The sequence below is a fragment of the Paenibacillus sp. SJS-P3 genome, from assembly GCF_056711585.1.
Window position 1 is genome coordinate 3741051 of sequence record NZ_CM160043.1, and the last position, 25074, is coordinate 3766124.

The following is a 25074-nucleotide window of genomic DNA, read 5'->3' on the forward strand; positions in this document are numbered from 1 at the left end:
ACGGATAAAATCAACGAAGTTTTGTCCGCTTGCACCGGTACGGCGGCTATAGCAGCCAGGCGGCATGTCGCGGCGAGAAGGGAAGAATGGAACCCATCTGCCATTCTTCCTTCACGAACAAATCGAGAAAAAGGGGCGTCATGAATTTGAAACGTGAAATCGGAGTATTGGAAAGGCCGCCGCTCGGCCCGGGCCTTCTCCTCAGCCTGCAGCATCTGTTCGCCATGTTCGGCTCCACCGTTCTCGTTCCCAACATCCTGGGCGTGGATCCAGCCATCTGCCTTCTTATGAACGGCATCGGCACCCTGTTCTACATTCTCCTGACCAAAGGCCGCATCCCGGCCTACCTCGGCTCCAGCTTCGCCTTCATCGGACCGGCAGCCGGCGTCATCGCGGCCCATGCTTCCGGAGGAGGCTACGCGGCGGCGCTCGGCGGCTTCATCGCGGCTGGCATCGTCTTCACCATCGTCGCCCTCATCGTGCAGGCGGCAGGCACGGGATGGATCCATGTCGTCTTTCCGCCGGCGGCTATGGGCGCCATCGTCGCCGTCATCGGTCTCGAGCTTGTGCCGGTAGCCGCGCGCATGGCCGGCTGGATCGCCCCGGATGCGGCGACGGCGGCCTCATGGACGCCCGATTCGAACGTCATCACCCTTTCCATCATCACTCTGCTCGTCACCGTCCTCGGCTCCGTGCTCTTCCGCGGCTTCCTGAAGATCATTCCGATTCTGATCGGCATCGTCACCGGTTATGTCGTCGCTTATTTCATGGGAATGACGCATGAAGCGGGCGAAGCGATCGCCGCGGCCGGATGGCTGCAGGCGCCTCATGCCACCATGCCGGTGCTGGACTGGAACGCGATCGCCATCATCCTGCCGGCCGCCTTCGTCGTCATCGCCGAGCATGTCGGCCATCTCGTCGTCACCGGCAACATCGTGAAGAAGGACCTGTCCAAGGATCCCGGCCTGCACCGCTCGCTGCTCGGCAACGGCCTCAGCACGATCGTATCGGGCTTCGTCGGAGCGACGCCGAATACGACGTACGGCGAGAACATCGGCGTGCTCGCCATCACCCGCGTCTACAGCACCTTCGTCATCGGCGGCGCGGCAGTCATCGCCATCCTGCTGTCTTTCTTCGGCAAGTTCTCTGCGCTCGTGGCCCACATTCCGCCGGCGGTCATGGGCGGCGTCTCCCTGCTGCTGTTCGGAGTCATCGCGGCCTCAGGCCTGCGCATCCTGATCGAGGAGAAAGTCGATTACGGCCGGCCGTCTAACCTGTTCCTGACGACAGTCGTGCTTGTGACCGGCCTCAGCGGCGTGTCGCTGAAGTTCGGCAGCTTCTCCATTTCCGGCATGGCACTAGCTACCGTCGTAGCGGTCGTGTTCAGCCTGCTGTTCAAGCTGTTCGAGGTTACCGGCCTTTCCAATGAAAAAGACGGGGCGGAAGGGCACTGATCGACGCTTTTTGAAGGATAGGAAGAGTTTCCTCGGCTGTATCGGCCTTGGGAACTCTTTTTTGCTTTCCGGCCAAGGCCGGCTTTCCGCCGCCATCTCCGATTTCCATCTGATTAATCGACCGATTTAGCCGGTATCCCGCCCCTTCCGGCACGCCTTAAAATGTAAGTGCTTACATTTTGAATCGGCCAAAGGAGGTCTATCGTGTTCAAATCCATCTGCATCACCTTGCTCGCAGCCGCTCTATCGCTGCCTGCCCAATCGCCCGCCGCTGCCGCGGCCGGGAATGCGGCCCCACAAGCCTCAAGCGAAGCTTACAGCTGGGGGCGGGCAGCCGTCGTCGGCGGAGGATTCATTCCCGGCATCGTCTACAGCAAGGCCGAACAGGGACTTGCCTACGTCCGGACGGACATGGGCGGCGCATACCGGCGGGATGCCTCCACAGGCGGCGTCTGGAAGCAGCTGCTCGAGGGCGTCGGCATGGAGGAATGGAATCTGCTCGGCGTAGAGAGCATCGCGCCCGATCCGTCCGATCCGAACCGGGTCTATGCCGCGCTAGGCACTTATACCAATGACTGGACCGACATGAACGGCTACATCTACCGTTCCTCCGACCGGGGAGACAGCTGGCAGCGGACGGAGCTTCCCTTCAAGCTCGGAGGCAATATGCCCGGCCGCTCCATGGGCGAGCGGCTGGCCGTCGATCCGAACGACGGAGACATCCTCTATCTCGGCGCGCGCAGCGGCAACGGCCTGTGGAGAAGCGCCGATGCCGGGGTTACCTGGAGCCGGGTCGCAGCCTTCACCGCCGTCGGCTCGGCTTCCGACGACTATATGAAGGATCCCATCGGAGTCGTCTGGGTGACCTTCGACCCTTCGTCCGGAACGAAGGGGAGCGCGACCCCGGTCATCTATGCAGGAACGGCAGACCGGGATGCCGGCGTCTATCGCAGCCGGGATGCCGGAGCGACATGGGAAGCCGTACCGGGCCAGCCCGACCAGGGCTTCCTGCCGCATCACGGCGTCCTCTCGTCCGACGGCCGCCTCTACGTGACCTACGCCAAGGTTATCGGACCTTATAACGGCGGCGAAGGCTCGGTCTGGGTTCTCGATACGGATTCCGGCGAATGGAGCGACATCAGTCCGGAAGGCTCCGGAAGCACCTCCAGCCCGTACGGCGGCCTCGCCGTCGACGCCCGCCATCCCGGCACCGTCATGGTCGCGACGATGAACAAATGGTGGCCCGACGAGCAGATCTACCGCAGCCTCGACGGAGGCCGGACATGGAAGCCGTTCTGGACGTTCGGGAATTACCCGGAGCGGAACAACAGCTACGAGCTGGACTACTCCCTTTCCCCTTGGCTGGATTGGGGAGTGAAGGACAAGCCTTTGCCCGAAACATCGCCCAAGCTGGGCTGGATGATCGGCAGCCTCGAGATCGATCCGTTCGACTCCGGCTCGATTCTGTACGGAACGGGAGCGACGCTGTACGGCGCATCCGACGTGACCGCGCTCGACCAGCCGCTTACAGCGGGAGGCAGCGTCTACGGGCCCGTGCATCTGTCCGTCCAGGCGGGGGGCATCGAGGAGACATCCGTGCTCGGGCTCATCAGCCCGCCGGCAGGAGCTCCGCTGCTCAGCGCGATGGGCGATATCGGAGGCTTCCGCCATGCCGATCTGACCCAAGCTCCCGAGATGATCACGAATCCTTATATCGGAACAAGCACGGATTTGGACTATGCCGAGCTTGACCCCGACTTCATCGTGCGGGTCGGCAATGTCTCCGGTTCGGATGCCGGCATCGGGGTGTCCCGGGACAACGGGATCACCTGGAAGCCCGGCATGAATCCATGGGGAAGCGGCCTTTCCGTCGGGGGCGGTTATGTGGCCGCTTCCGCCGACGGCAGCTCCATCCTCTGGAGTCCGGAAGGCCAGCCCGTAAGCCGGTCCGCCGATGACGGACAGACATGGCAGCCGTCCGCCGGCATTCCAGCCGGCGCTGCCGTCAGCTCCGACCGCGTGAATCCGGACAAGTTCTACGGCTTCAGCGAAGGCTTCTTCTACACGAGCACCGATGGCGGAGCGACCTTCCATCAGGAAGCGGCGACTGGGCTTCCGAAGCGGATCACCAGCAAATTCAAAGCCGTTCCGGGTGTTGAAGGCGATATCTGGCTTGCCGCGGCATCGGACAATAAAAATCCCGAGGATGCCTTCGGCCTGTACCGCTCCACGGATTCCGGAGCCAGCTTCCGGCTGGTTCAAGGCGTTGAGGAGTCGGCTTCGATCGGCTTCGGCAAAGCCGCTCCCGGACAGCCCTGCATGGCTGTGTACAGCTATGCGAAGGTCGATGGGAAGTGGGGCATCTACCGCTCCGATGACGGAGGCGGCCGCTGGACGCGGATCAATGACGATACCCATCAGTTCGGCGCCGCCAACCGGACGATAACGGGGGACCCGCGTGTGTTCGGCCGCGTTTACGTCGGAACCAACGGCCTCGGCATCGTAGTCGGGGAACGGCAGGCCGAGGAGCCGAATCCGGGCACACAGCCTTCGCCGAGCGCCGATCCGGCTCCGAGTACCGCCCCTTCGCCGAGCGCTGATCCGGCTCCAAGTACCGCCCCTTCGCCGAGCGCCGATCCGGCTCCAAGTACCGCCCCTTCGCCGAGCGCCGATCCGGCTCCGACTACGGAGCCTTCTGCGACGCCGGCTCCAGGGCCGGCTTGGACGCCGACACCGAGCGCTTCGCCTGCCCCATCGGCGGCTCCAACGCCGTCATCGGCTCCCGCGCCTTCCGCTTCTCCACCGGGCGGATCGGCCGGCAGCGGCCGGCCGTTTACCGATCTTTCGGATGCGCCTTGGGCTGCCGATGACATCAGCAAGCTCGCCGCGCTGGATATCGTCCGCGGCTCCCTTGCCGGCGCATTCGAGCCGAACCTTGCCGTGACTCGCGCGGAATTCACCGTCCTTCTGTACCGCGCGCTGAAGCTTCCCGAAGCAGTCTCGGCGGGCATTGCGCCGTTCAAGGACGTTCCCCCGGGCTCCTGGTACAGCCAAGCCGTCTCGGCCGCTGCGGAAGCAGGCCTGATCTCGGGAACCGGCGGCGGATCATTCGAGCCGTCCAGGCCGCTGACCCGCCAGGAGCTCGCCGTCATGGCGATGCGGGCTCTGCAGCTGCTCGGCAAGCTCCAGGAGCCGGACGCCACGGAGATCCCTTCGCTTCTTGGCGCTTACAAAGACGGCGGCAAGACAGCCCCGTATGCCCGGGCCTCCATCGCGGGCCTGCTTCAAGCCGGCATGCTGGCCGGGATGCCGGAGGGCATCCTCGCCCCGGCACAGCCTGCCACGCGCGCCCAAGCGGCCGTTCTGCTGCTGCGGCTTCTCGGCGGCTGAACCGACTTCCGCCGGCGCGACAGCATGCACACAACCGGAATTCCGCCGCTTGGCGGGGTTCCGGTTTTTTCCGCTGCGCGGGACATTGCAATCCTATCCAAACGTTCCGCTCGCCGTTATGTTCTCGGCCTGCCTTGATATCGGCATGCACCGCTGCTCTAGAGGTTGCGTCCGCTTTATTTTCCGGTATCCTTGTTTGGCGGCGTGCGCCCGGGAACCCCCTTCCCGCCTTCCGCATACACTGTACGAACAAGCCGGCGGAGAGGGCGGCGGCAGGCGACATCTCCCCGTCTAAATTCCCTTGAGTCCATCCTGTCCTAAAGAGTATACTAGACAAGACTTTCATACTGCCCCGAGGGGAACAAGGAGTGAAACGCCATGGAAGGCGAAGGGCCTAAGCCAGCCTCTAGCAACAATCAGCAAACCCAACACCAAGAAGACGACAAGTCGGACCCCGCCTTGCGTGGACGTTGATCTCCCTGCGCTGCAGGCTCTTCTCCGCCCGCCGCCAACGGCTGCGGCATCCGGCTCCTGCTCGTTCTTCCGCGAGAGGAGAATAAGCCATGAAAATCCGCATGGTCAACAACGGGGTGTTCGTCCCCGTCGAAGATTTGCAAGCAACGCTTGCCCCCCCCATTGAGGGCTTCTACTGGATCGACGCGGACGTCGAGGACCTTGCCGTCCTCCAGCCGCTGTTCGGCCTCCACGACCTGGCCGTCGAGGACTGTCTGAGCGAGGAGGAGCAGCGCCCGAAGATCGAGCTGTACGAAGGCCATTATTTTATCGTCATCAACAGCATCAGGTTCGATGACGAGGAGATCTTCCTCCGGGCGCTCAACATGTTTCTCGGCCGGCATTACATCATCACCGTCACGAAGCAGAAGATCAACGAGCTGCGTTCTCTGAAGCCGATTCTATGGGAGCAGGACGTCAACCGTCCGGACCGCTTCCTGTACCATCTCGTCGACCTTGTCGTGGACAATTACTTCCTCGTCGGCGACAGGATCGAGGCGCGCATCGAAAGTCTCGAGGAAGACATCCTCATGCATACGAAAAAGTCGCATCTAGGCGAGATCATCGGCCTGCGCAGCGAGATTCTCTGGCTCAAGAAGGTGCTCGGCCCTCAGCGCGACGTCATCGCCACGCTGAACAAAAAGGATCTGCGCCTGATCGACGACCAACTGCAGAAGTACTTCAGCGACATCTACGAGAATGCGGTCAAGATCACCGAGACGTTCGATACGTACCGCGACCTCATGGCGAACTTGCGCGAGGCTTACCAGTCCAGCCTGTCCAGCCGCGCCAACGAGATCATGCGCGTGTTCACGGCGCTGACGACGATTTTCATGCCTCTGACCTTCATCACCGGCATCTACGGCATGAACTTCGCCCATCTGCCGGGAGAGCATTTCTATTACGGCTTCTACCTCATCATGGGCTTCATGCTTATGCTGGGCGGCGGCATGCTGTTCCTGTTCCGCAAGAAAGATTGGCTGTGATGAGAGCGGCCGGTCCCCGAAGACGAAGCAAACCCCTTGCATGAGCGGCTGCGAAGCACAGCCAAATGCAAGGGGTTTGCTGTTTTCGGGAATGATGAGGGAAGAGCGCCGGACGGCCGCTTCCGCGCGGAGCTAGGCTCCGGCTCCGAAGCCGCTGCCGCCTGCCGAGGCGTCCGGAAGCTCCGTTTGGTCTGCTTGCAGCGCTCCCTTGACGAAGTCGACCAGCGACAGCAGGACCATTCCGATCAGGAAGAAAGCGGCAACCGACAATATCGCCGTCCGGGTCGAGCCTGTCAGCGTACCGACAATGGAAAAGACGAGCGGGCCGAGCATGGAGGTGAACTTGCTGGAAAGGGCGAGGAATCCGAACCATTCGCCGGATCTGCCTGCTGGAAGAAGTCCTGCATACAGCGAGCGCGCGGCCGACTGGCTGCCGCCCTGGACAAGGCCGACCATGAACGCCAGGATGTAGAAATGCAGCTGGTTCGTCATGAAGTAGCCGAGCACGACGATGACCAGATACACAGCCAGCGAGTACATCAGCATCCGCTTGGCGCCGAATCGGGACACCAGCCGTCCGAACAGCAGCGTCGCCGGCAGGCCCGTGAACTGGGTAATCAGCAGCGCCAGGATGAGATCGCTCGATTCGATGCCGATGCTGGAGCCGTAGATCGTCGCCATGACGATGACCGTGCTGATGCCGTCGTTGAAAAACCAGAAGGCGATCATGTATTTGAGCAGCTCGGGGTACCTCTTCAGCGAGCGCAGCGTTCCGACCAGGCGCCGCATGGATTGCCAGGCCGTCTGCCCTACCCTCCTCAGCGCCGGACCGGACGCACGACCCGGGCGCGGCTCCTTCCAGTTCAGGAACAGCGGCAGCGAGAACAGCAGCCACCAGATGCCGACCGTTACGAACGAGGCTTTGGTGGCGGCCGTCGAATCGGCGAATCCGAACCACTCTGGCTTCTGGATCATGAGGATATTGACGGCGAGCAGCAGCCCTCCGCCCGCATAGCCCATCGCGTAGCCTTGAGCGCTTACCTTGTGGCGGTCATTCTCCGGGATGCCGTCGCGCAGGAGAGCGTCATAGAAGGTGCCGCCGGTCGTGAAGCCGATGATGCCGAGAATAAGCAGGCAGGAAGCGAGGAACCAGTCCCCTTCCCCGGCAAAGGCCATCAGCGAGCTCGGAACGGCTCCGAGCAGGGTGAAGGCGATCAGGAACCGCAGCTTGGAGCCGAGCAGGTCGGCCGCAGCTCCCGCGAGCGGCGACAGCAGCGCGACGAACAGCATGGCGATGCTCTGGGTGTTGGCCCAGTAGACGGAGGCCAGCGAGCCTTCAAGGCCTTTTCCCGCGACCTGGTCGTAATATACCGGCATGACTGCCGCAATCATCGTCGTAGCGAATGCGGAGTTGGCCCAATCGTACATGATCCAGCCCCTGACAGCCTTTTTGTCCATAAGGAATGCAATCCTCCTCTGCTTCGGCTCCGTGCAGGCGGCCGTATGCAACAGCTTCGCCGTCCGGATACCTTTTCCTGCTGCAGGAGGAAGCGCTGTCTTTCAACTTATTGTAAATATCCGGAAGCTTTACCCGCCTTGCTCTCTTCTATATACTAAGAAGAAATGATAAAAAACTCTTATCAAAAGGAGGGAAACCTCTTCTGAATATCAGCCAGCTCGAAACGCTGCTCACCATCTCCAAAACGATGAGCTTCCGCAAAGCCGGGGAGCAGCTCAACCTGACTCAGCCGGCCGTATCGGCCCAGATCAAGAGCCTGGAGGAGGAATTCAAGACGGTGCTGGTAGACCGGAACCAGCCTGTGACGCTGACGGATCGGGGACAGGTGTTCCTTGACCATGCCATGCGCATCCTGTCCATCGTCGAAGAGCTGAAGCAGAAGCTGTCCGACCTGAACCATATTCCGCAGGGCCATATCGTGCTCGGGACGACGAGCTCCATCGCCATCCAGATTCTGCCCCGGGTGCTGTCCTACTTCCAGAACCAGTTCCCGCTGATCAAGACGACGATCCATTCGATGCCGTCCTCCCAGGTCATGGCCAGCGTCGAGAAAGGCAGCGTGGATCTAGGGATCACCTATCTGTCCGAAAAGAATCCGAATCTGCAGACATCGGCTCTGTACTATGATACTTTCGAGCTTGTCGTATCCCCTGCGCATCCGCTGGCCGAGCTCAAGCATGCCTCCATCGACAAATTGAAGGATATCCCGCTGATCATGCTGTCTCCCGATACGCTCGGCAGGCGCTTCGTCGACCGCATCTTCTCCAAGAACGGCATCATCCCCAATATCGTGATGGAGCTGTCCAGCAGCGAGGAAGTCAAGCGGATGGTCGAGATCAACCTGGGAGCTGCTATCGTCTCCAACCTGTCCATCGCCAACGAGCTCCGTTCAGGCACGCTGCGAATGATCCGGGTGACGGAGCTGGAGGTCACCCATCCGATCGGCGTCGTCTACAAGTCGGGAAGATATTTGAACTCCGCCATGCAGCAGTTCCTGAGCGATCTCAAGGGCATGCCCGAAGCGCAGTTCATCAGCAGCGAGTAGCGAGCCTTCCGTACAAAGGATTGCTTTGAACCCGATATGAACTTGAGGAGGAACCGATCCGATGAAATTCGACCTGCACACCCACCACAGCCGCTGCGGCCATGCCGCAGGAAGCATCGAGGACTATATCCGCGCCGCAATCGACGCCGGAATCGGCGCGATCGGCATCTCCGACCATTCCCCCTACTTCGGCAGGGAAGAAGACCATCCGGAGCCGGGCATTGCGATGGCCCGCAGCTCTCTGGCGGGCTACGTCGAGGAAGTGCTGGCCCTGAAGGCCAAATACGAAGGCAAGATCGAAGTGCTGCTGGGCATGGAGTCGGATTTCTTTCCGGAGCATGCCGATACATACCGCAAGGCTTACGAAGCCTATCCGTTCGACTATATCATCGGCTCGGTCCATTTCACGTCAGGCAGAAGCATCTTCAACAAAACCCGCTGGAAGGGATTGTCACAATCGGCGCAGGCCGAGCAGAAGCGCGAGTATTATGAGCTGATCAGGCAATCGGCCGTCAGCGGCATGTTCCAGGTGCTCGGCCATATCGACGCGATGAAGGGATATTATCCCGCCTTCTCCGACATCCCGGCTTCCGAGAGCATCGACTTGGCTCTGCAGGCTATCGCCGGAAGCGGGGCGTCGATCGAGATCAACACCTCCGGCAAAACGAAAACGGTCGGCGGCTGGTACCCTTCCAACGAAATTCTGGAAAGAGCTCATCACTTCGGCGTCACATGCAGCTTCGGCTCGGATTCCCATGTGCCCGCGCGGGTCGGGGACGACTTCGAGGAAGTCCGCGCCCTGCTGAAATCGATCGGTTTCCGTGAATGGTTCTTCTATCGGCAGAAGCAGCCGGTCGCAGTGCCTCTTTGAGCAGACGTTGTTGAGCCGCCAGCCGCTCAGGCGTTCGAAGAGCTTTCAACGGATCCGCATTCAAGAGCCTCTAACGTAAGGATGCAAGCTTCGATTTATCCGTCTCTGAGCCCTATGGGCTCTTTTTTTGTGATGCGGACAAGCTTTGCAAAATCTATCTCTGGAAAGGATTGCAAAAACTAATGCGATTAGTTATAGTAAAACTAAATCCATTAGTTTTCGGCGACAAGGAGAGGTTCGACGATGAGCTTTATCGTTTTCATGCTTCTGTTCACGGTTGGAATGGGCTGGGCGGACGCCCGGGCCAGACGTTCTTCCAGGCAAGGAAAGGGGTGAGGTTCGATGTTCGCTGGACATTTCGGATTAGCCGCAGCCGTCAAAGCCAAAAATCCTCAGGTTCCGCTTTGGACGCTCATGCTGGGCACGCAGCTGCTCGACGTGATCTTCGTTCCCTTCCTCCTGACGGGCAAGGAAACGATGGAGCCTGTCCCAGGCGCCGAGGGTTACGGCGGCAGCATCATTCATGCGGATTACACGCACTCGCTGGTCGGGACCTTGATCATCGCTATGGCTGTCGGATGGCTCGCTTCCCGAAAATGGGGACGAAAGGGAGGATGGACGATCGGCGCCGTCGTCTTGAGCCACTGGGCGCTTGACCTCGCCATGCACCGCGCAGACCTGCCGATTCTGCCCGGCAATGCTGGAGGGCTGCCTCTCCTCGGGCTCGGACTGTGGCAATGGACGTCCATTAGTATGGCCGCCGAGCTTGCACTGGTGACAGTCGGGGCCATCCTATATGTCCGATCCCTGCCCGACACCGGCGCCGCATCGGTGAATCGAAGCCGCAATCTATGGACCGGAGCGGCCATGTGCGCTCTGCTCCTGCTGTCCCTTGCGACGGATACTCTCGGCTGGGGCTGACAGGAGCAGACTAAGGACGGCCTAGTCCCAAAACCCCGGATGAAGCATGAGGCTCCGCATGATAGACTGTAGTTGCTTTTTCATGCCGTTCACCCCATCATCTCTATATAAGGGCAAAAAAAGTGGACCTTCCGGAAGGAAGGTCCCAAGTATATTTATTAAAAGGGGGTCATGTCACTATCTTAACCCCTCATTGTAATAAAGGCGTGACAGGAATATTTCATTTGTGTAACAGATTGCTTCTACCCCTCCAATACAGGCAACAAAGGAGCACCGACCCTCATGACAGACTCTGCTATATGGCTTCTGATCTCGATCGGCAGCGCGGCCGTGTTCGGCTTCGCCGGCTGGTGGATGAAAGTATCCCAAATGCGCGGAGGGAACAACACCTCCCTCCTATTGGGATTATACGTGACAGGAACGGCCGGCTTTCTCTTCCAATGCCTGGCGGACGGAAGCTGGACGGCCGCGCTTGGCTGGAAAGCCTGGCTCGCAGGAGCGGTTGTCGGAGCAGGCTCCGCCTGGGGCAACGTCGTGTTCATGCAGGCGCTGCGCTACGGCCCCGCCAGTCTCACCTCGCCGATTACGAACCTCAACATCGTCCTTGTCGTGGCGATGTCGGTATGGATATACGGCGAGCCGCTTGGAGGATGGGAGGCGGCCGGAATCGGCCTGCTGCTGGCAGCCGCTGTCCTGATCGCCCTGCGCCGGTCGGAGCCGCTCTCGATCGGGGACCGGCGCTGGTTCCTGTACACGGGGACAGCCGTCGTTCTGTTCACCTTCCGCAACGGAGGCTTGAAGGTGACGAGCGAGCTCGGCTTGCCCTCCTCCTCCGTTCTCTTGACCGGCTACTTCCTTTCGCTGCTCTGGTTTGCGGCAGCCGTCCTTAAGGAGCGCTCCGGCCGGAAGAGCGGCAGCGCAGTCCGGCAATCATCCGCCGATGGCTGGAGCATCGGCCTCCGTCTAGGCCTGCTCGCGGGGTTGTTCTCCTATGGCGGGCTCCAGCTCTATGCCTGGGCGCTCGAGACCGGCAAGGCCGGCATAGCCGCTCCCATCTTCGCGACAAACAGCCTTGTCGTGGCGGCCGGCTCGATCCTGCTGTACCGGGAACGCCTGACAAGGCTGCAATGGCTCGCTTTTGCCTGCCTTCTGGCAGGCCTCGTATTGATCAAGCTTTAAAGCAGACGGCAACAAATGCTGCCCGTCCGCATCATCAGCTTTTGGGGCGGCATGCGGCCGAGAACGAGCCGAGCCACTTTTTCCACCAAGCCTTGATGCGGTAAGATGCGGTAAGCTTCATGACCGATCCCCAGCCGTCGTATTTGCCGCCGCCCGCCCCGATCATTCGGTACAGCTCGTCGACCCGGCCGTTGACGGTTTCCAGCCTGACGTCCTCGAAGCGGCTGATGACGAGAGGGTACGGGTATTCGGGCTCCGGCTCCCCGCTCTTGCCTTCCTCGATCCGGTACCCCATCGTTTCCAGCTTCATGCGCATCAGCTTGCGTCCGTCATGATCGCGGAAGAGCAGCCAATGATACACATTGCGCGGCCTCCGGATATCATCTCCCCGGTTCAGCAGCGCGTACACCATTTGAGCATTATGGATGAACAGCTCTTCAAGCGTGTCCGGCAGCAAATATCGGTAAAACTCCCATTCGGAATCCGGCTTGACGTAATGCATCAGCCTGCTGCCGCTTCTTGACGACAATATCTTTTGCAGCGGCTCCAGCGACGCCCCGCTCTCCATATAATAATAATATTCAAGCCTTCTCGGCGTATTGATGCGTCCGATATAGACGGAATTGCCTCCCGCTTGCACGGCCTCTTCCAGCTCATGCTCCATCCTCTCCAGCTCGGATATCATGCTTTCCTTGTTCTTATGCCGGCTGCGGATGGAGTAGAGGTTGATTGTAATCGACAACAGCTGGTTCAAGCCCGGCGGGTGCGCATCCTGTCTCCAGGCGCAATTGACAAGGATCCTCATCAATTCCTTGTCCTCGGAATGGCGTTCGAAGAAGCCCCAGTCGTCTGCCATCGCCGCACCTCGCTTTCTGACGAGTCCTCCCCGCCAAATGTCTGTCTATTATACCGGACTGCTTCGGTCCGGCAAATCGTTTTTTTATCCGTTCTAGTCCAAAGACGCAGCAGAGCTGGAAAAGTTGCGGGTTTCATCCGGCATTTCAGGACAAAAAAGCCTCTTCCTGCCAGCGGCCAGCCGAACCGGCTGCCGGGCAAGAAGAGGCCATGCGGATGAGGATCAGCTCAAGACAGCGTCGATGGAATAGGCTCCTGCGCCAGTGAACGCGACAGCCAGCGCAATCGCGATGAGAATCAGATTGTACTCGTAGCCGTTGGCCGTTGACCAGATGCCGTTCGCCCCGTGAACTTTAGCGATCGCGACAAGCATCGGGATGATGATCAGCGCCGCGGCGATCCACACCCACAATCCAAGCGCCAGCAGCAGCCCTCCCAGCAGCTCCGAGAGCCCCGCGAGCACCGCCATCAGCACGCCGGGCTTGGCGCCGAGCGACTCCAGCCAGCCTGCCGTTCCCTTGATTCCGTAGCCTCCGAACCAGCCGAACAGCTTCTGCGTGCCATGCGCCGCGAACAGCAGCCCTGCAACAACCCTTAAGATAAGAATCCCCGTATCGAACATAATGAACCCCGCCTCTTCATAGAATGTATTCGTCCGTTGCTTGAATGCACTTATCATAAATCATTAACTAACCTTAGTCAAGTTAATATATAAAATTAATCAATTCAGGGACAGTCGCTTACATTTCCTTAGTTTATATGGTACAATGGTAGCACAAGAAGGAGTGATAAGAATGGACTACTCCACCATGTGTCCCAAGTACGAAGCCGCCATCGAGCTGCTTGGGAAAAAGTGGACGGGCCTTATCATCCGGGTGCTGCTCGGCGGGCCCAAGCGGTTTAAGGAAATCAAGGAACAAATTCCGGAGATGAGCGACAAGATGCTTACCGATCGGATGAAGGAACTCGAACAGGCTCAGATCGTGAACCGCAAGGTTTATCCGGAGATGCCTGTACGGATTGAATATGAGCTGACCGACAAAGGACATCATCTGCAGCCTGTCATCGAGTCCATTCAGGACTGGGGAGAGCATTGGATGTAGCGTTCCGTGCCATCTGGCCGCCCGACCGGGCGGCTTTTTTGCTGTTTCCGGCTCCGTCCCGATCTCCTCAAGTTCGGCTGGATGGTGGAAATCCGTACCTGCGGGGGCTTATACTAGTATGGACATCAATAGCGGACAGTGAGGGTGAGGCATGGATACGATCAAGCAGGCATACCGGGACTTGGGGCTGCCCGACAACGCTTCCAAGGAAGAAGTCGAGAAGAAATACTCCTTGCTGCTGCGCAGGGCTCGCAGCCAGCAAGCCCGCGGCGGGGACGGCGAACAGGCGGGATCTCCGAGCCTCGAGACGATCAATGCGGCGTACCGGACGATCCTGGAGCATGAGGAAGCGATGGCGCGGGAAGAGTACAACAAGAAGGCGTATGGGAAATACAAGGGAATGGCGGGATCCGCGCAAAAGGTGGACCACTTCTTCAGCTATTATAAGTTTCACTTGCTGGGCGCGATCGTGCTGATCGCCGCCGTCGTGTACGGCATCAATGCTTACCTGAACCATAAGGAGGAGCAGGCCGAGCTGGCCAAGCTTCCTCCCGCCGCCCTGGCTCTCTCCTACTTCGGCGAATTCGGCTCGCCGGCCGGAAGCGACGTGAAGACAGCCGAGCAGCAGCTCGTGAGCCGGTTCCCCGATTGGAAACGAGTGATCGTCCATCTCACTTACGTACCGGCCGATCCCAAGTCCGGACAGGACATGGCCATGGTCCAGAAGAGCGTTCTCGATCTCATCACGAACAAGGACGACGTCTACTTGCTGGACCGCGCAAGCTTCGACAAGCTGGCTTCCCAGAACGCCCTTCTCCCTCTTGAGACCCATAAGGACGCGCTTGGCTCTGAATACAACGACGACCATGCTTTGAGCGCGGCTGCTCAGGATACTCCGAACGAAGAGCATGTCTACGGCGTCGATGTCACGGACAGCCCTCTCGTCAAAAGCATGGGCCTGGAGGGCGGCCGCTTCATTGCCGCCATCCGCAGCGACACGGCCAAGCTGGACAATTCCCTGCAGTTCATCCGGGCCGCCTTGTCGGATACTTCCGCTCCTTGACACTATCTTCCAACACCTGCAAGTCCGATTGCGGGACCAGCCAAGCGGCCCTTCCTTTTCAGGAAAAGGCCGCTTGTTTCATCCCTGGAGCCATTGAGGCTGGCAATGTTGACAGCGTCATTTAAATTGTATACAATTTAATTAGAGCGATGAAGTTGGAGGCGAAACCGATGTCTATTTATGATATTGAAGTCGAAACGGCGCGCGGCGCCAAAGAAACCTTGGAGCGGCACCGAGGCCAGGTGATGCTGATCGTCAATACCGCGACCAAGTGCGGCCTGGCGCCTCAATTCGACGGACTGGAGAAGCTTCATCAGACATACGGGGACAAAGGGCTGGCCGTTCTCGGCTTTCCATGCGGACAGTTCGCCAACCAGGAACCAGGAGACAACGACCAGATCCAGGAAGCATGCAAGATCAACTTCGGCGTCACGTTTCCGCTGTTCGCCAAAGTCGACGTCAACGGCAGCGGCGCTCATCCTCTCTTCCGTTATCTGACCGAGAACGCCAGAGGCTTCCTCGGCACCAAGGCGATCAAGTGGAATTTCACCAAGTTCCTGGTCGACCAGGAAGGCCGCATCGTGAAGCGCTTCGCGCCGACCGACAAGCCCGAGAAGATCGAGAGCCATGTCGCCAAGCTTCTCGGAGCGCCGGCTCCCGTATAAGCGCCTCTAACGAGGACGTTGCATGAGCCGGAAGGAAGTGAGCGGCTCTAACCAGACCGGAAAGCTCTAAACCAGACTGAAATGAACAAAAAAGACCCCGTACCGAGCCGGTACGGGGTCTTCGTATTGCGGGGCCGATTACACGCCCAGGAAGTTTTTGAACAGCTGCACCGTCGTGTCGCGGTTGATCGCGGCGATCGACGTCGTGAGCGGAATGCCCTTCGGACAGGAGCGCACGCAGTTCTGCGAGTTGCCGCAGCCTTCGATGCCGCCGTCGTCCATCAGCGTCTCCAGGCGCTCGGCTTTGTTCATCTCGCCCGTAGGATGGGCGTTGAACAGGCGAACCTGGGAAATCGCCGCCGGTCCGATGAAGCTGGAGCGGTCGTTGACGTTCGGGCAAGCCTCGAGGCAGACGCCGCAAGTCATGCACTTGGACAGCTCGTAGGCCCATTGGCGCTTCGTCTCGGCCATCCGTGGTCCCGGTCCGAGATCGTAGGTTCCGTCGATCGGAATCCATGCCTTGACGCGCTTGAGGGCGTTGAACATGCGCTCGCGGTTGATGACGAGGTCGCGCACGACCGGGAACGTGCTCATCGGAGCGACGCGTACCGGCTGCTCCAGCTTGTCGACCAGGGAGCTGCATGCCTGGCGCGGCTTGCCGTTGATGACCATGGAGCAGGCTCCGCATACTTCCTCGAGACAGTTCGACTCCCAGCATACCGGAGTCGTGGACGCGCCGTCGGCTTTGACCGGGTTGCGCTGGATTTCCATCAGGGCGCTGATGACGTTCATGTTCGGGCGGTACGGAACCTCAAACTCTTCGGTATAAGGAGCCGCATCCGGCGAATCCTGACGGGTAATAATGAACTTGACCATTTTACCGGTCTTGGTAGCTGTTTCGGTTGCCATTGTCGTTCTCCCTCCTCCTTAGTGCTTGCTGCTCGAGTAGTCGCGCTTGCGCGGCGTAATGAGCGAAGTGTCGACTTCCTCGTACGAAATCTCCGGGCCTTCCGGCGTGAATTTCGCGATCGTCGTCTTCAGGAACTTCTCGTCGTCCCGTTCCGGGAACTCCGGCTTGTAGTGCGCGCCGCGGCTTTCGTCGCGGAGCAGCGCGCCCTTGGTCATCGCCTCGGACAGCTCCAGCATGTTCCACAGCTGGCGGGTGAAGGCGACTCCGGCGTTGTTCCAGCGGGCCGTATCGTTGATGTTGATGTTGGTGTAGCGCTGCTTGAGCTCCTTGATCTTCTGGATCGTCTGCTCCAGACGGTCGTTGTAGCGGACGACGGTCATGTTGTTCGTCATCCACTCGCCGAGCTCCTTGGCCAGCACGTAGGCGTTCTCCGTGCCGTCCATCTTCAGGATGGACTCGTACTTGTCCGTGCGCAGATTCACTTCGCGGTCGAAGATGCTGGAAGAAACGTCTTCCGCGGACTTTTTAAGTCCCTTGATATATTCCACAGCCTTGGGTCCCGTCACCATGCCGCCGAAAATGGCGGACAGCAGGGAGTTCGCGCCGAGACGGTTCGCTCCATGGTACTGGTACTCGCATTCGCCGCAGGCGAACAGGCCCGGAATGTTGGTCATCTGATTGTAGTCGACCCACATGCCGCCCATCGAATAGTGGACCGCCGGGAAGATCTTCATCGGCAGCTTGCGCGGATCGTCGCCGACGAACTTCTCGTAGATCTCGATGATGCCGCCGAGCTTGACGTCAAGCTCCTTTGGATCCTTATGGGAGAGATCGAGGTAGACCATGTTCTCGCCATTGATGCCGAGCTTCTGGTCGACGCATACGGAGAAGATCTCGCGGGTCGCGATGTCGCGCGGCACGAGGTTGCCGTAAGCCGGGTATTTCTCCTCGAGGAAGTACCAAGGCTTGCCGTCCTTGTACGTCCAGATGCGGCCGCCTTCGCCGCGAGCCGATTCGGACATGAGGCGGTTTTTGTCATCGCCCGGAATGGCCGTCGGATGGATCTGGATCATCTCGCCGTTGGCGTAGTGGACGCCTTGCTGGTACACGGCGCTGGCCGCCGTGCCCGTATTGATGACCGAGTTGGTCGTCTTGCCGAAAATGATGCCGGGGCCGCCTGTCGCCAGGATGACCGCGTCGGCGCGGAAGGAGTGGACCTCCATCGTGCGCAGGTCCTGGCCGGTGATGCCGCGGCAGACGCCGTCTTCGTCCACGACCGCTCCCATGAACTCGAAATGCTCATGCTTGCTGACGAGGCCGGCGGCCTCCCAGCGGCGTACTTGCTCGTCCAGCGCATACAGCAGCTGCTGGCCCGTCGTCGCGCCGGCGAACGCCGTGCGATGGTACTGCGTGCCGCCGAAGCGGCGGAAGTCCAGCAGGCCTTCCGGCGTGCGGCTGAACATGACGCCCATCCGGTCCATCAGGTGGATGATGCCGGGCGCCGCCTCGCACATCGCCTTGACAGGCGGCTGGTTGGCGAGGAAGTCGCCTCCGTAGACGGTGTCGTCGAAGTGCTCCCAAGGGGAGTCCCCTTCGCCCTTTGTATTGACGGCGCCGTTGATGCCGCCCTGCGCGCACACGGAGTGGGAGCGCTTGACCGGCACGAGCGAGAACAGGTTGACGTGCACGCCTGCCTCGGCCGCCTTGATTGTAGCCATCAGGCCGGCGAGTCCGCCGCCGACGACGATAATGTTGTTTTTAGCCATGATTATGAGGTCCTCCTTGTCTGTCGTATTAACCGATCCAGGTACGTACGGCGGATGCCGATTCGGCGAAGTCGCTGCCCGTGAAGGCCACGATGGAAAGCAGGAACAGAGCCGATACAATCACGAACACGCCCATCCAGATATAGGCGGAGACGCGCTGCGCGCGCGGGCCGACCGTGATGCCCCAGCTGACGAGGAACGACCACATGCCGTTCGCGAAGTGGAAGACAGCGGAAAGGACACCGATCGCATACAGCACGATGTAGACCGGATTCGTGAAGATCTCGTGCATCCGGGCGCCGAGCTCCTCATGCGTCAGGTTGCCCAGGGCGACCTGGAAGCGGGTCTCGAACACATGCCAGATGACGAAGATGAACGTGATCACGCCGGTGACGCGCTGCGCCGTGAACGCCCAGTTGCGTCCGTACTTGAAGCGGGAGTTGTTCCAGTTCGATTGGTAGGCGACATACAAGCCGTATACTCCATGGAAGAGGAGCGGCAGGAAGATGCCGAAGATCTCCAGGAAGAGAACAAGGGGCAGTCCGTTCAGGAACCCGACGCTGTCGTTAAAGCCCTCAGGCCCGTCTTCAAACGCCGAGTAGTTGGTGATGGCATGCTCAACGAGGAACAGGCCGAGCGGAATCACCCCGAGCAGCGAGTGAATCTTGCGCGTTAAGTACGAGTTACCATTCATAAATAAAGCGTTCTCCTTTCCAGCCGTTTGATTTCTAGTCATCATCGGTCGAATTTTGTTGCAAACCTTATCCATTTTACAGCCCGTGCATGGGAGCGTCAACAAAACCCGACAGCTTTCCCCTGCTTTTTCCGGTCACAGTTTAGCCACAGTTTCCATCGTACTCTTTTTTTCCTTATAAAGATATTGTTTATTCCTTATACAATGTTATAACCTATATGCATAAGAGCTCAAGCCATGAAGCTGCAGCTCTCCTCAGGGAAGCTGCCGGCATGCGCAAGATAAGATTTGCTGCCTTGCTCATTCATTCTCTTCTAAAGGATCGGGAGGCTGCAGGAAATGCTCAACGAAGATCTCAACGTATTCGCCGCCGTGGTCGAGCAGTCCAGCATGAACAAAGCCTCGGCGCTGCTCAACCTGTCCCAGCCGGCGCTGTCGCGGAAGATCGCCAAGCTCGAGCAGGAGCTCGGCGCGCAGCTGTTCCGCCGCGTCGGACGCAGGCTGGAGCTGACGCGCATCGGCGAGCTGACCTACGACTACGCGCTCCAGGCCCGTCAGCTGCATCGCAAATACATGAGCACCTTGAGCGAGTTCAAGCAAACTCATCGCTCCAGCCTGACGATCGGGGCCAGCCTGACGACGCTGCAGACGACGCTGCCGGATCTCATCCAGGCGCTGACCGCCAGCCATCCCGAGATCGACATCAAGGCCGTCACCGGCAAGACCCACGAGATCGTATCGCTCGTCCGGGACAAAAAAATCGATCTCGGCCTGGTGGCATCCGTCATCGACGACCCGCAGCTGCACTGCGTCCCGCTGTTCGACGACCATCTGGAGCTGGTGCTTCCCCGCTGCCATCTGCTGACCGAGAACGGCAAGCTGGCGATCCGGACGCTCAGCGGGCTGCCGATGATCCTCTTCTCCAAAGGAACCTGGTACCGCAACCTGACCGACGAGCTGTTCGACACCCACAGGCTGCATCCCGATGTCAAAATGGAAATCGATTCGTTCGAAGCCATCCTGCGGCTGCTCCATACTTGCGGAGCGGCGACGCTGCTGCCGCGCTCCTATATCCGGCAGCAGATGCTGGCGGACAACGACCTTATGGTCGTCCCGGTGCTGGAGCTGGAGCAGGCCAAGCGGACCACCTCGCTCATCCATGGCGACCCGGCCCGGCTGGAGCCTGCGGTCAGAGACTGGATCCGCGAAGCGGCCGCGAACTACTTCCGCCGCTCGGCTTCGCCGGTGGCAAGTTTGAAGGCCATGCAGCAGAGGGCCGCTGAAACCAAACAGGCAGGAGTCCGCGTCGACTGACGCGCCTCCTGCCTTTCTTTCTATGCGTATGCCTGGCCTGGAGCGGACCGCTCCTGCCCGGCAGGCCGCTTATTTCCCTCCACGGCGGTCGTCAGCTGCGGCTCACCGCGTTTTCAAACTGCTCGATGCCCTCGTTCGTTCCGATGACGACCATGACATCCTTTTCTTCCAGAATGGAATTCGCCTGGGGAGCGATGATGATGCCCTTGGGCTTGTTGATCGCTACGATGCTGCAGCCGTAGCGCTTGCGTGTGTCGATCTCGGACAGCGCCTTGCCGTTGAGGCAGCCCGGAACAGCCAGCTCCGCGACGGCGTATTCGGACGACAGCTCGATATAGTCGAGCAGATTGGGCGATACGAGCTGATGGGCGACCCTGATTCCCATATCCCGCTCCGGATAGATGACCCTGTCGACGCCAAGCTTGTCCAGCACCCGGCCGTGCAGCTCCGATACCGCCTTCACGACGACCTTGCCGACTCCGGAATCCTTGACCAGTATCGCCGCCATAATGCTCGACTGGATGTCTCCCCCGATGGCCACGATGCAGCAGTCGAAGTTGCGGATGCCGATCGCGCGCAGCGCATCCTCGTCCGTCGCGTCGGCGCATAGCGTATGGGTGAGCACGGCGCTCATATCGTCCACCAGCTCCTCGCTGCGGTCGATGCCGAGCACCTCATAGCCGAGCTGCATGAGCTCCTTGCCCAGGCTGGAGCCGAATCGGCCCAGCCCGATGACGCAGTATTGCTCTCCTTTTGAACTCTTTCCCATTGTGTCTCTTTATTTCCTTTCCTATCCGATGATAATCTTGCCTTCTGGATTTTTATATAATTCCTTGCCTTGCTTCGGTCTCAGCGCGTATGCCATCGTCAGCGGACCGAGCCGGCCGGCGAACATCGTCAGGCTGAGCAGCAGCTTGCTGACATCCTTCAGGCTGGTCGTGATTCCCGTGCTGAGCCCGACGGTGCCGAATGCCGATACCGTCTCGAACAGGATCCGCAGGAAATCGCGGTCCTCGACGGTGCAGAGCACCATCGTCACGACGAGCACGAGCGCAAGCGACAGCATCGTGATCGTCAAAGCCTTCATGATGCGCTCCTTGCCCAGCCGGTAGCGGAAGAGGACGATGTCCTCCCTGCCGCGGATCATAGCGCCCATCGCGGCGACGAGCGTCATGAACGTCGTCGTCTTGATGCCGCCGCCCGTCGAGCCCGGCGATGCCCCGATGAACATGAGGATGATCATGAAGAACAAGCTCGCCTGGCGCATCGCGCCGATATCGAGCGAGTTGGCTCCCGCCGTGCGCGTCGTGACGGATTGGAAGAAGGCTGCGAGCACCTTGCCTCCGAAGCCGAGCGGCTCCATCGTTTTGGCGTTGGAATATTCGAAGATGAAGATGACGACCGCTCCGATGACGATCAGGCTGCCCGTGGCCAGCAAGACCACTTTGGAATGGAGGGAGAACCTGCGGTTGTTCCTCCATTCCATCAGATCGGACAACACGATGAAGCCGAGGCCTCCTGTAACGATCAGCACCATCGTCACGATATTGACGAGCGGATCCGACACATAGCCGGTGAGGCTCCGATAATCGCCGAAGATGTCGAAGCCGGAGTTGTTGAACATGGATACGCCGTGGAAGATGCCGAAGTAAACGGCGCGGCCGATCGGCATGTCCGATGCGAAGCGGACCGCGTACAGCAGCGCTCCCGCCGCTTCGATGACGAGGGAATACAGCAGAACTTTGCGGATAAGCCGGACGATTCCCTCTATGGAGCTCTGGTTCATCGCTTCCTGCAGCAGCAGCCGGTCCTTGAGCGAGATGCGCTTGCGCAGCACGAGGGCGAACAGCGTCGCCATCGTCATGAAGCCGAGCCCTCCGATCTGAATAAGCAGAAGAATGATGATCTGGCCTGCAATCGAATAGTGGGTGCCGGTATCCACGACGACGAGGCCTGTGACGCAAGCCGCCGAAGTAGCGGTGAACAGGGCGTCGATCCACCTCGTGCCCTCTCCGCCGGCCGTTGCGAACGGCTGCATCAGCAGCAGCGAGCCGATGCCGATCATGACGGCGAATCCGGCGACGAGAATGCGCGGCGGCGACAATTTGAAAGCTTGCTTGAATACTGAAGACCATGATTGCATGCCGGCGACTCTCCTTTTGTCTCCATATCCCTGCCGATCGCGAAGTCCTGGCATCGTAAGCCTGTCGCTTCGGAAGCACAAAAAAAAGCACTGGAAACCCAAGTGCCTGTGCGCCCTGCGAGTCCGGTCAAGCAGCCTCCGAGGTTAGCTGTCGGATTCGGGCATGACGGCTGCCCTATCCGCTCCCGGCAGGCAGCCGCCTGCGCCGGAACGGAATTCACCCCAAGCTGCGCCAGGCAGCTATATGGTTCCCCCGTATTCTTTGGAAATTCGGCTGTTCTATATGGTCGGATTTGATTATATAGGATAGAGGACAGGTTACCAATGTCCCAATCCAAGCTTGCGGAGCGATATGGGACGGAAAATAGTGCTGGGACAAGTCCAGCAAGGCGTAATCCTGCCCTTGCTCTTTCTTTTGCGCGAAATCTCGATCTCTCCCTGCCGCGGCGTGGATAATTTGAAAGCCGCTGTGGTAAGGTTATAAAAGCTTGCCCTGCAGTCAGGCATCGTCAGGAGGACAATCATGAACAGCTCCGAGTTGGAGAAAAGCTATCGTAAGTATTTCTGGACGGGAATCATTGGAGCCGCCATCTTCCTGATTTTGCAGATCATCCCTTCCTTCGCGGGAGGGCTGTCGGGAGAGGAAGCTTCCGACAAGCCTGTTCCCAAGGGCGAGGCGCAGCAGGCAGCGATGGCTTTCGCCCGGCAGCTGACCGGCTCCGAGCCTCTCGCCGCTCATACGGTCCACCAATCCGACCGGGACATAACCGGTTATCTGAGCAAAGAAAAGCTGTCCAAAAAATTCGAGGAAGGACCCGGCAAGATCGTTCCGGCCGATACATGGCAGGTGTCTCTCTCCCTGCCCGAAGGGCAGATGTTCGTCGAGGTCGGCATGTCCAGCGGCCGGGTGATCGGCTGGAAGCAGGTGTTCACGCCCTCTGCCGGAGAATCCGCGGACGTCCTTGCCCCCAGCGCGGAACAGCTTGACCGGCTTGCCGCCAAGCAAGCCGCCGAGCTCGGCTACGGCAAGCTGGAGAGGATCGGTGAATCGGCGGGCTACAAGACGGTGTATGCCGTGCAAGGAGGAGGGATCGGCCAAGCCCGCCTCACCATAGAGGCGGCTCCTCCTTCCGCCGCCGCAGCTGAGCCTGGCGGCAAGACCGTCCTGGCGGAGTTCATGCCGCGCTATGAAGTGCCCAAGGATTACCTCGCCTACACGGCGGATCAGGATCGGATCGCCTCCAGCCTGTCGCTGCTGGGCAATCTGCTGCCGAGCGGAATCCTGTTCGTTCTCGCCGTCATCTATTCGATCGTCATGAGGAAGTACAGCTCCTTCCGCCGCGGCTGGGCGATCAGCCTCGTGTTTCTCGGCTTCTATGCCATCAACAACCTGAACATGCTCGACGGCCTCCGGGCCATGTATGGAGCGCGGCCCAACGCCGAGACCGTCGTCCTGGTCCAGCTCGTCATCACGATGGGCCTCACCTTCCTGCTCGCTCTGTCCGCCTACTTCTCCCTCGTCGCCGGGGATGGGCTATGGCGCGCGCAGGGCAGGCGGCTGTGGCTGACCTCCCGCGAGTCCCGCTTCGGAGAGACCGCTTGGAGCAGCATGAAGCTTGCCTATGTGCTCGGCTTCATCCTTCTCGGCCTGCAGACCGTTATCTTGATCGGCCTGTCGGCATTTACCGGAGCTTGGTCGACAAGCGACGTAACCCAGTCGCCCTACAACCTCGCCGCTCCGCTGCTGATGCCGCTGCTGGCGTGGTGCGCAGCCATCCAGGAGGAAGCCGTCTATCGCCTGTTCGGCATCGGCCTGCTGATGAAGTGGCTGAAAAACCCGTTCGTCGCCTGCCTCATCCCTACGATCATCTGGGCGCTCGGACATGTGACCTATCCGATCTACCCGTCTACGACGAGGCTGATCGAGCTGACGATTCTCGGCCTTCTGTTCGGATACATCTTCCTTCGGTTCGGATTTTTCACGGCGGTATTCGCCCATGCCATCATGGACTCCGTGCTGATGTCGATCTCGCTCTTCCTCATCGGAGGAGGCGGCAACATCCTTGCGGGCATCGTCTACATCGTCGCGCCTGCCGGCGTCGCCTGGGCGATGAAATGGTACGGCTCGCGGCGGAGCAGCAGCATTCCGCTGGCGCCGGGCTGAGATTGCGCTCCCTATCACGCTGGAACTCAAAGGGGCTGTCCCTAAAGCCGATGGCTTTGGGGCAGCCCCTTCTCCTACGCGTAGCCGCGAGGGCACCCTGCAAGGCTCGTTTCGAGCCTTGCGCATCCTCTCCGCGAAGCCGCAAGGTGACCTATAAGGCTCGTTTCGAGCCTTGCATCCCTACGCGAAGCCGCGAGGGGCACCCTGTAAGGCTCGTTTCGAGCCTTGCATCCCTACGCGAAGCCGCGAGGGGCACCCTGTAAGGCTCGTTTCGAGCCTTGCACCCTTCCGCGAAGCCGCGAGGGGCACCCTGCAAGGCTCGTTTCGAGCCTTGCACCCCCTGCGGCAAGCCGCGAGGTGACCTGTAAGGCTCGTTTCGAGCCTTGCACCCCCTGCGCCAAGCCGCAAGGTGACCTATAAGGCTCGTTTCGAACCTTGCACCCCCTGCGCCAAGCCGAAAAGGGCAGCAGTTTTGGCTTGGATCCAGGCCCGCTTCACGATCCCGCATGGTAAAGAAAA

General features: G+C 59.9%; 20 protein-coding genes and 1 riboswitch. Of the genes, 12 read left to right on the top strand and 8 right to left on the bottom strand.

Going from position 1 to position 25074, the window contains the following annotated elements; translation table 11 throughout:
- The first annotated feature begins 146 nt into the window (after window positions 1–146).
- The 3 genes from uraA to corA all read left to right on the top strand — a co-directional run bounded on the left by uraA (window position 147) and on the right by corA (window position 6343).
- Window positions 147–1454 (top strand): uracil permease, encoded by a 1308-nt coding sequence (gene uraA, locus AC06G8_RS17225; protein WP_480283391.1) that lies wholly within the window; start codon window positions 147–149, stop codon window positions 1452–1454.
- A gap of 204 nt (window positions 1455–1658) precedes the next feature.
- The gene (locus tag AC06G8_RS17230) at window positions 1659–4844 is read left to right on the top strand and encodes an S-layer homology domain-containing protein (RefSeq protein ID WP_480283392.1); all 3186 of its coding nucleotides are present in this window, start codon (window positions 1659–1661) and stop codon (window positions 4842–4844) included.
- A gap of 563 nt (window positions 4845–5407) precedes the next feature.
- Window positions 5408–6343 carry a magnesium/cobalt transporter CorA gene (gene corA, locus AC06G8_RS17235; protein WP_447663871.1) on the top strand — a complete coding sequence of 312 codons (936 nt, stop codon included), beginning with the start codon at window positions 5408–5410 and terminating at the stop codon, window positions 6341–6343.
- A 132-nt stretch (window positions 6344–6475) separates the two neighbouring features.
- Here corA and AC06G8_RS17240 read toward each other — a convergent pair whose 3' ends face one another.
- Complete coding sequence (locus AC06G8_RS17240) at window positions 6476–7801, bottom strand: MFS transporter (RefSeq protein ID WP_447663872.1); 1326 nt, start codon at window positions 7799–7801, stop codon at window positions 6476–6478.
- Between the two features lie 203 nt (window positions 7802–8004).
- Between AC06G8_RS17240 and AC06G8_RS17245 the strand changes: the two genes are divergently transcribed.
- The 4 genes from AC06G8_RS17245 to AC06G8_RS17260 all read left to right on the top strand — a co-directional run bounded on the left by AC06G8_RS17245 (window position 8005) and on the right by AC06G8_RS17260 (window position 11878).
- Complete coding sequence (locus AC06G8_RS17245; protein ID WP_447663987.1) at window positions 8005–8907, top strand: LysR family transcriptional regulator; 903 nt, start codon at window positions 8005–8007, stop codon at window positions 8905–8907.
- Between the two features lie 61 nt (window positions 8908–8968).
- Entirely contained in the window at window positions 8969–9778 is an 810-nt protein-coding gene (locus tag AC06G8_RS17250; RefSeq protein WP_447663873.1) for a histidinol-phosphatase, read from the top strand.
- Window positions 9779–10120: 342 nt separating this feature from the next.
- Window positions 10121–10699 (top strand): permease, encoded by a 579-nt coding sequence (locus tag AC06G8_RS17255; protein WP_447663874.1) that lies wholly within the window; start codon window positions 10121–10123, stop codon window positions 10697–10699.
- Window positions 10700–10981: 282 nt separating this feature from the next.
- Window positions 10982–11878 carry an EamA family transporter gene (locus AC06G8_RS17260; protein ID WP_447663875.1) on the top strand — a complete coding sequence of 299 codons (897 nt, stop codon included), beginning with the start codon at window positions 10982–10984 and terminating at the stop codon, window positions 11876–11878.
- 34 nt (window positions 11879–11912) lie between these two features.
- On the opposite strand, the gene AC06G8_RS17265 is transcribed toward AC06G8_RS17260, so the two are convergent.
- Together AC06G8_RS17265 and AC06G8_RS17270 are read right to left on the bottom strand one after the other, a co-directional pair.
- Entirely contained in the window at window positions 11913–12734 is an 822-nt protein-coding gene (locus AC06G8_RS17265; protein ID WP_447663876.1) for a DUF695 domain-containing protein, read from the bottom strand.
- A 222-nt stretch (window positions 12735–12956) separates the two neighbouring features.
- Window positions 12957–13355 (bottom strand): DoxX family protein, encoded by a 399-nt coding sequence (locus AC06G8_RS17270; RefSeq protein ID WP_447663877.1) that lies wholly within the window; start codon window positions 13353–13355, stop codon window positions 12957–12959.
- 172 nt (window positions 13356–13527) lie between these two features.
- On the opposite strand from AC06G8_RS17270, the gene AC06G8_RS17275 reads away from it, so the two are divergent.
- The 3 genes from AC06G8_RS17275 (at window position 13528) to AC06G8_RS17285 (ending at window position 15564) form a co-directional block, all read left to right on the top strand.
- Entirely contained in the window at window positions 13528–13836 is a 309-nt protein-coding gene (locus AC06G8_RS17275) for a winged helix-turn-helix transcriptional regulator (protein ID WP_048744678.1), read from the top strand.
- A 151-nt stretch (window positions 13837–13987) separates the two neighbouring features.
- A complete protein-coding gene (locus AC06G8_RS17280; protein WP_447663878.1) occupies window positions 13988–14899 on the top strand; it encodes a J domain-containing protein in 912 nt (303 codons plus the stop codon).
- A gap of 170 nt (window positions 14900–15069) precedes the next feature.
- Window positions 15070–15564, top strand: a complete 495-nt coding sequence (locus AC06G8_RS17285) for a glutathione peroxidase (RefSeq protein WP_447663879.1) — start codon at window positions 15070–15072, stop codon at window positions 15562–15564.
- 138 nt (window positions 15565–15702) lie between these two features.
- On the opposite strand, the gene sdhB is transcribed toward AC06G8_RS17285, so the two are convergent.
- From sdhB to AC06G8_RS17300, 3 genes are read right to left on the bottom strand one after another with little or no spacing between them, the layout of a single operon-like run.
- Window positions 15703–16473, bottom strand: coding sequence for a succinate dehydrogenase iron-sulfur subunit (gene sdhB, locus AC06G8_RS17290; protein ID WP_447663880.1), 771 nt, complete (start codon window positions 16471–16473; stop codon window positions 15703–15705).
- An 18-nt stretch (window positions 16474–16491) separates the two neighbouring features.
- Complete coding sequence (gene sdhA / locus AC06G8_RS17295) at window positions 16492–18240, bottom strand: succinate dehydrogenase flavoprotein subunit (RefSeq protein WP_447663881.1); 1749 nt, start codon at window positions 18238–18240, stop codon at window positions 16492–16494.
- Between the two features lie 28 nt (window positions 18241–18268).
- A complete protein-coding gene (locus AC06G8_RS17300) occupies window positions 18269–18934 on the bottom strand; it encodes a succinate dehydrogenase cytochrome b558 subunit (protein WP_076353793.1) in 666 nt (221 codons plus the stop codon).
- Window positions 18935–19273: 339 nt separating this feature from the next.
- Between AC06G8_RS17300 and AC06G8_RS17305 the strand changes: the two genes are divergently transcribed.
- Complete coding sequence (locus AC06G8_RS17305) at window positions 19274–20248, top strand: LysR family transcriptional regulator (RefSeq protein WP_447663882.1); 975 nt, start codon at window positions 19274–19276, stop codon at window positions 20246–20248.
- Window positions 20249–20339: 91 nt separating this feature from the next.
- On the opposite strand, the gene AC06G8_RS17310 is transcribed toward AC06G8_RS17305, so the two are convergent.
- Together AC06G8_RS17310 and AC06G8_RS17315 are read right to left on the bottom strand one after the other, a co-directional pair.
- Window positions 20340–21017 carry a potassium channel family protein gene (locus AC06G8_RS17310; protein WP_447663883.1) on the bottom strand — a complete coding sequence of 226 codons (678 nt, stop codon included), beginning with the start codon at window positions 21015–21017 and terminating at the stop codon, window positions 20340–20342.
- A gap of 21 nt (window positions 21018–21038) precedes the next feature.
- Window positions 21039–22391 carry a TrkH family potassium uptake protein gene (locus tag AC06G8_RS17315; protein ID WP_447663884.1) on the bottom strand — a complete coding sequence of 451 codons (1353 nt, stop codon included), beginning with the start codon at window positions 22389–22391 and terminating at the stop codon, window positions 21039–21041.
- A 119-nt stretch (window positions 22392–22510) separates the two neighbouring features.
- Window positions 22511–22677: riboswitch (cyclic di-AMP (ydaO/yuaA leader) on the bottom strand.
- A 237-nt stretch (window positions 22678–22914) separates the two neighbouring features.
- Between AC06G8_RS17315 and AC06G8_RS17320 the strand changes: the two genes are divergently transcribed.
- Window positions 22915–24555, top strand: coding sequence for a CPBP family intramembrane glutamic endopeptidase (locus AC06G8_RS17320; RefSeq protein ID WP_480283393.1), 1641 nt, complete (start codon window positions 22915–22917; stop codon window positions 24553–24555).
- Window positions 24556–25074: the final 519 nt, after the last annotated feature.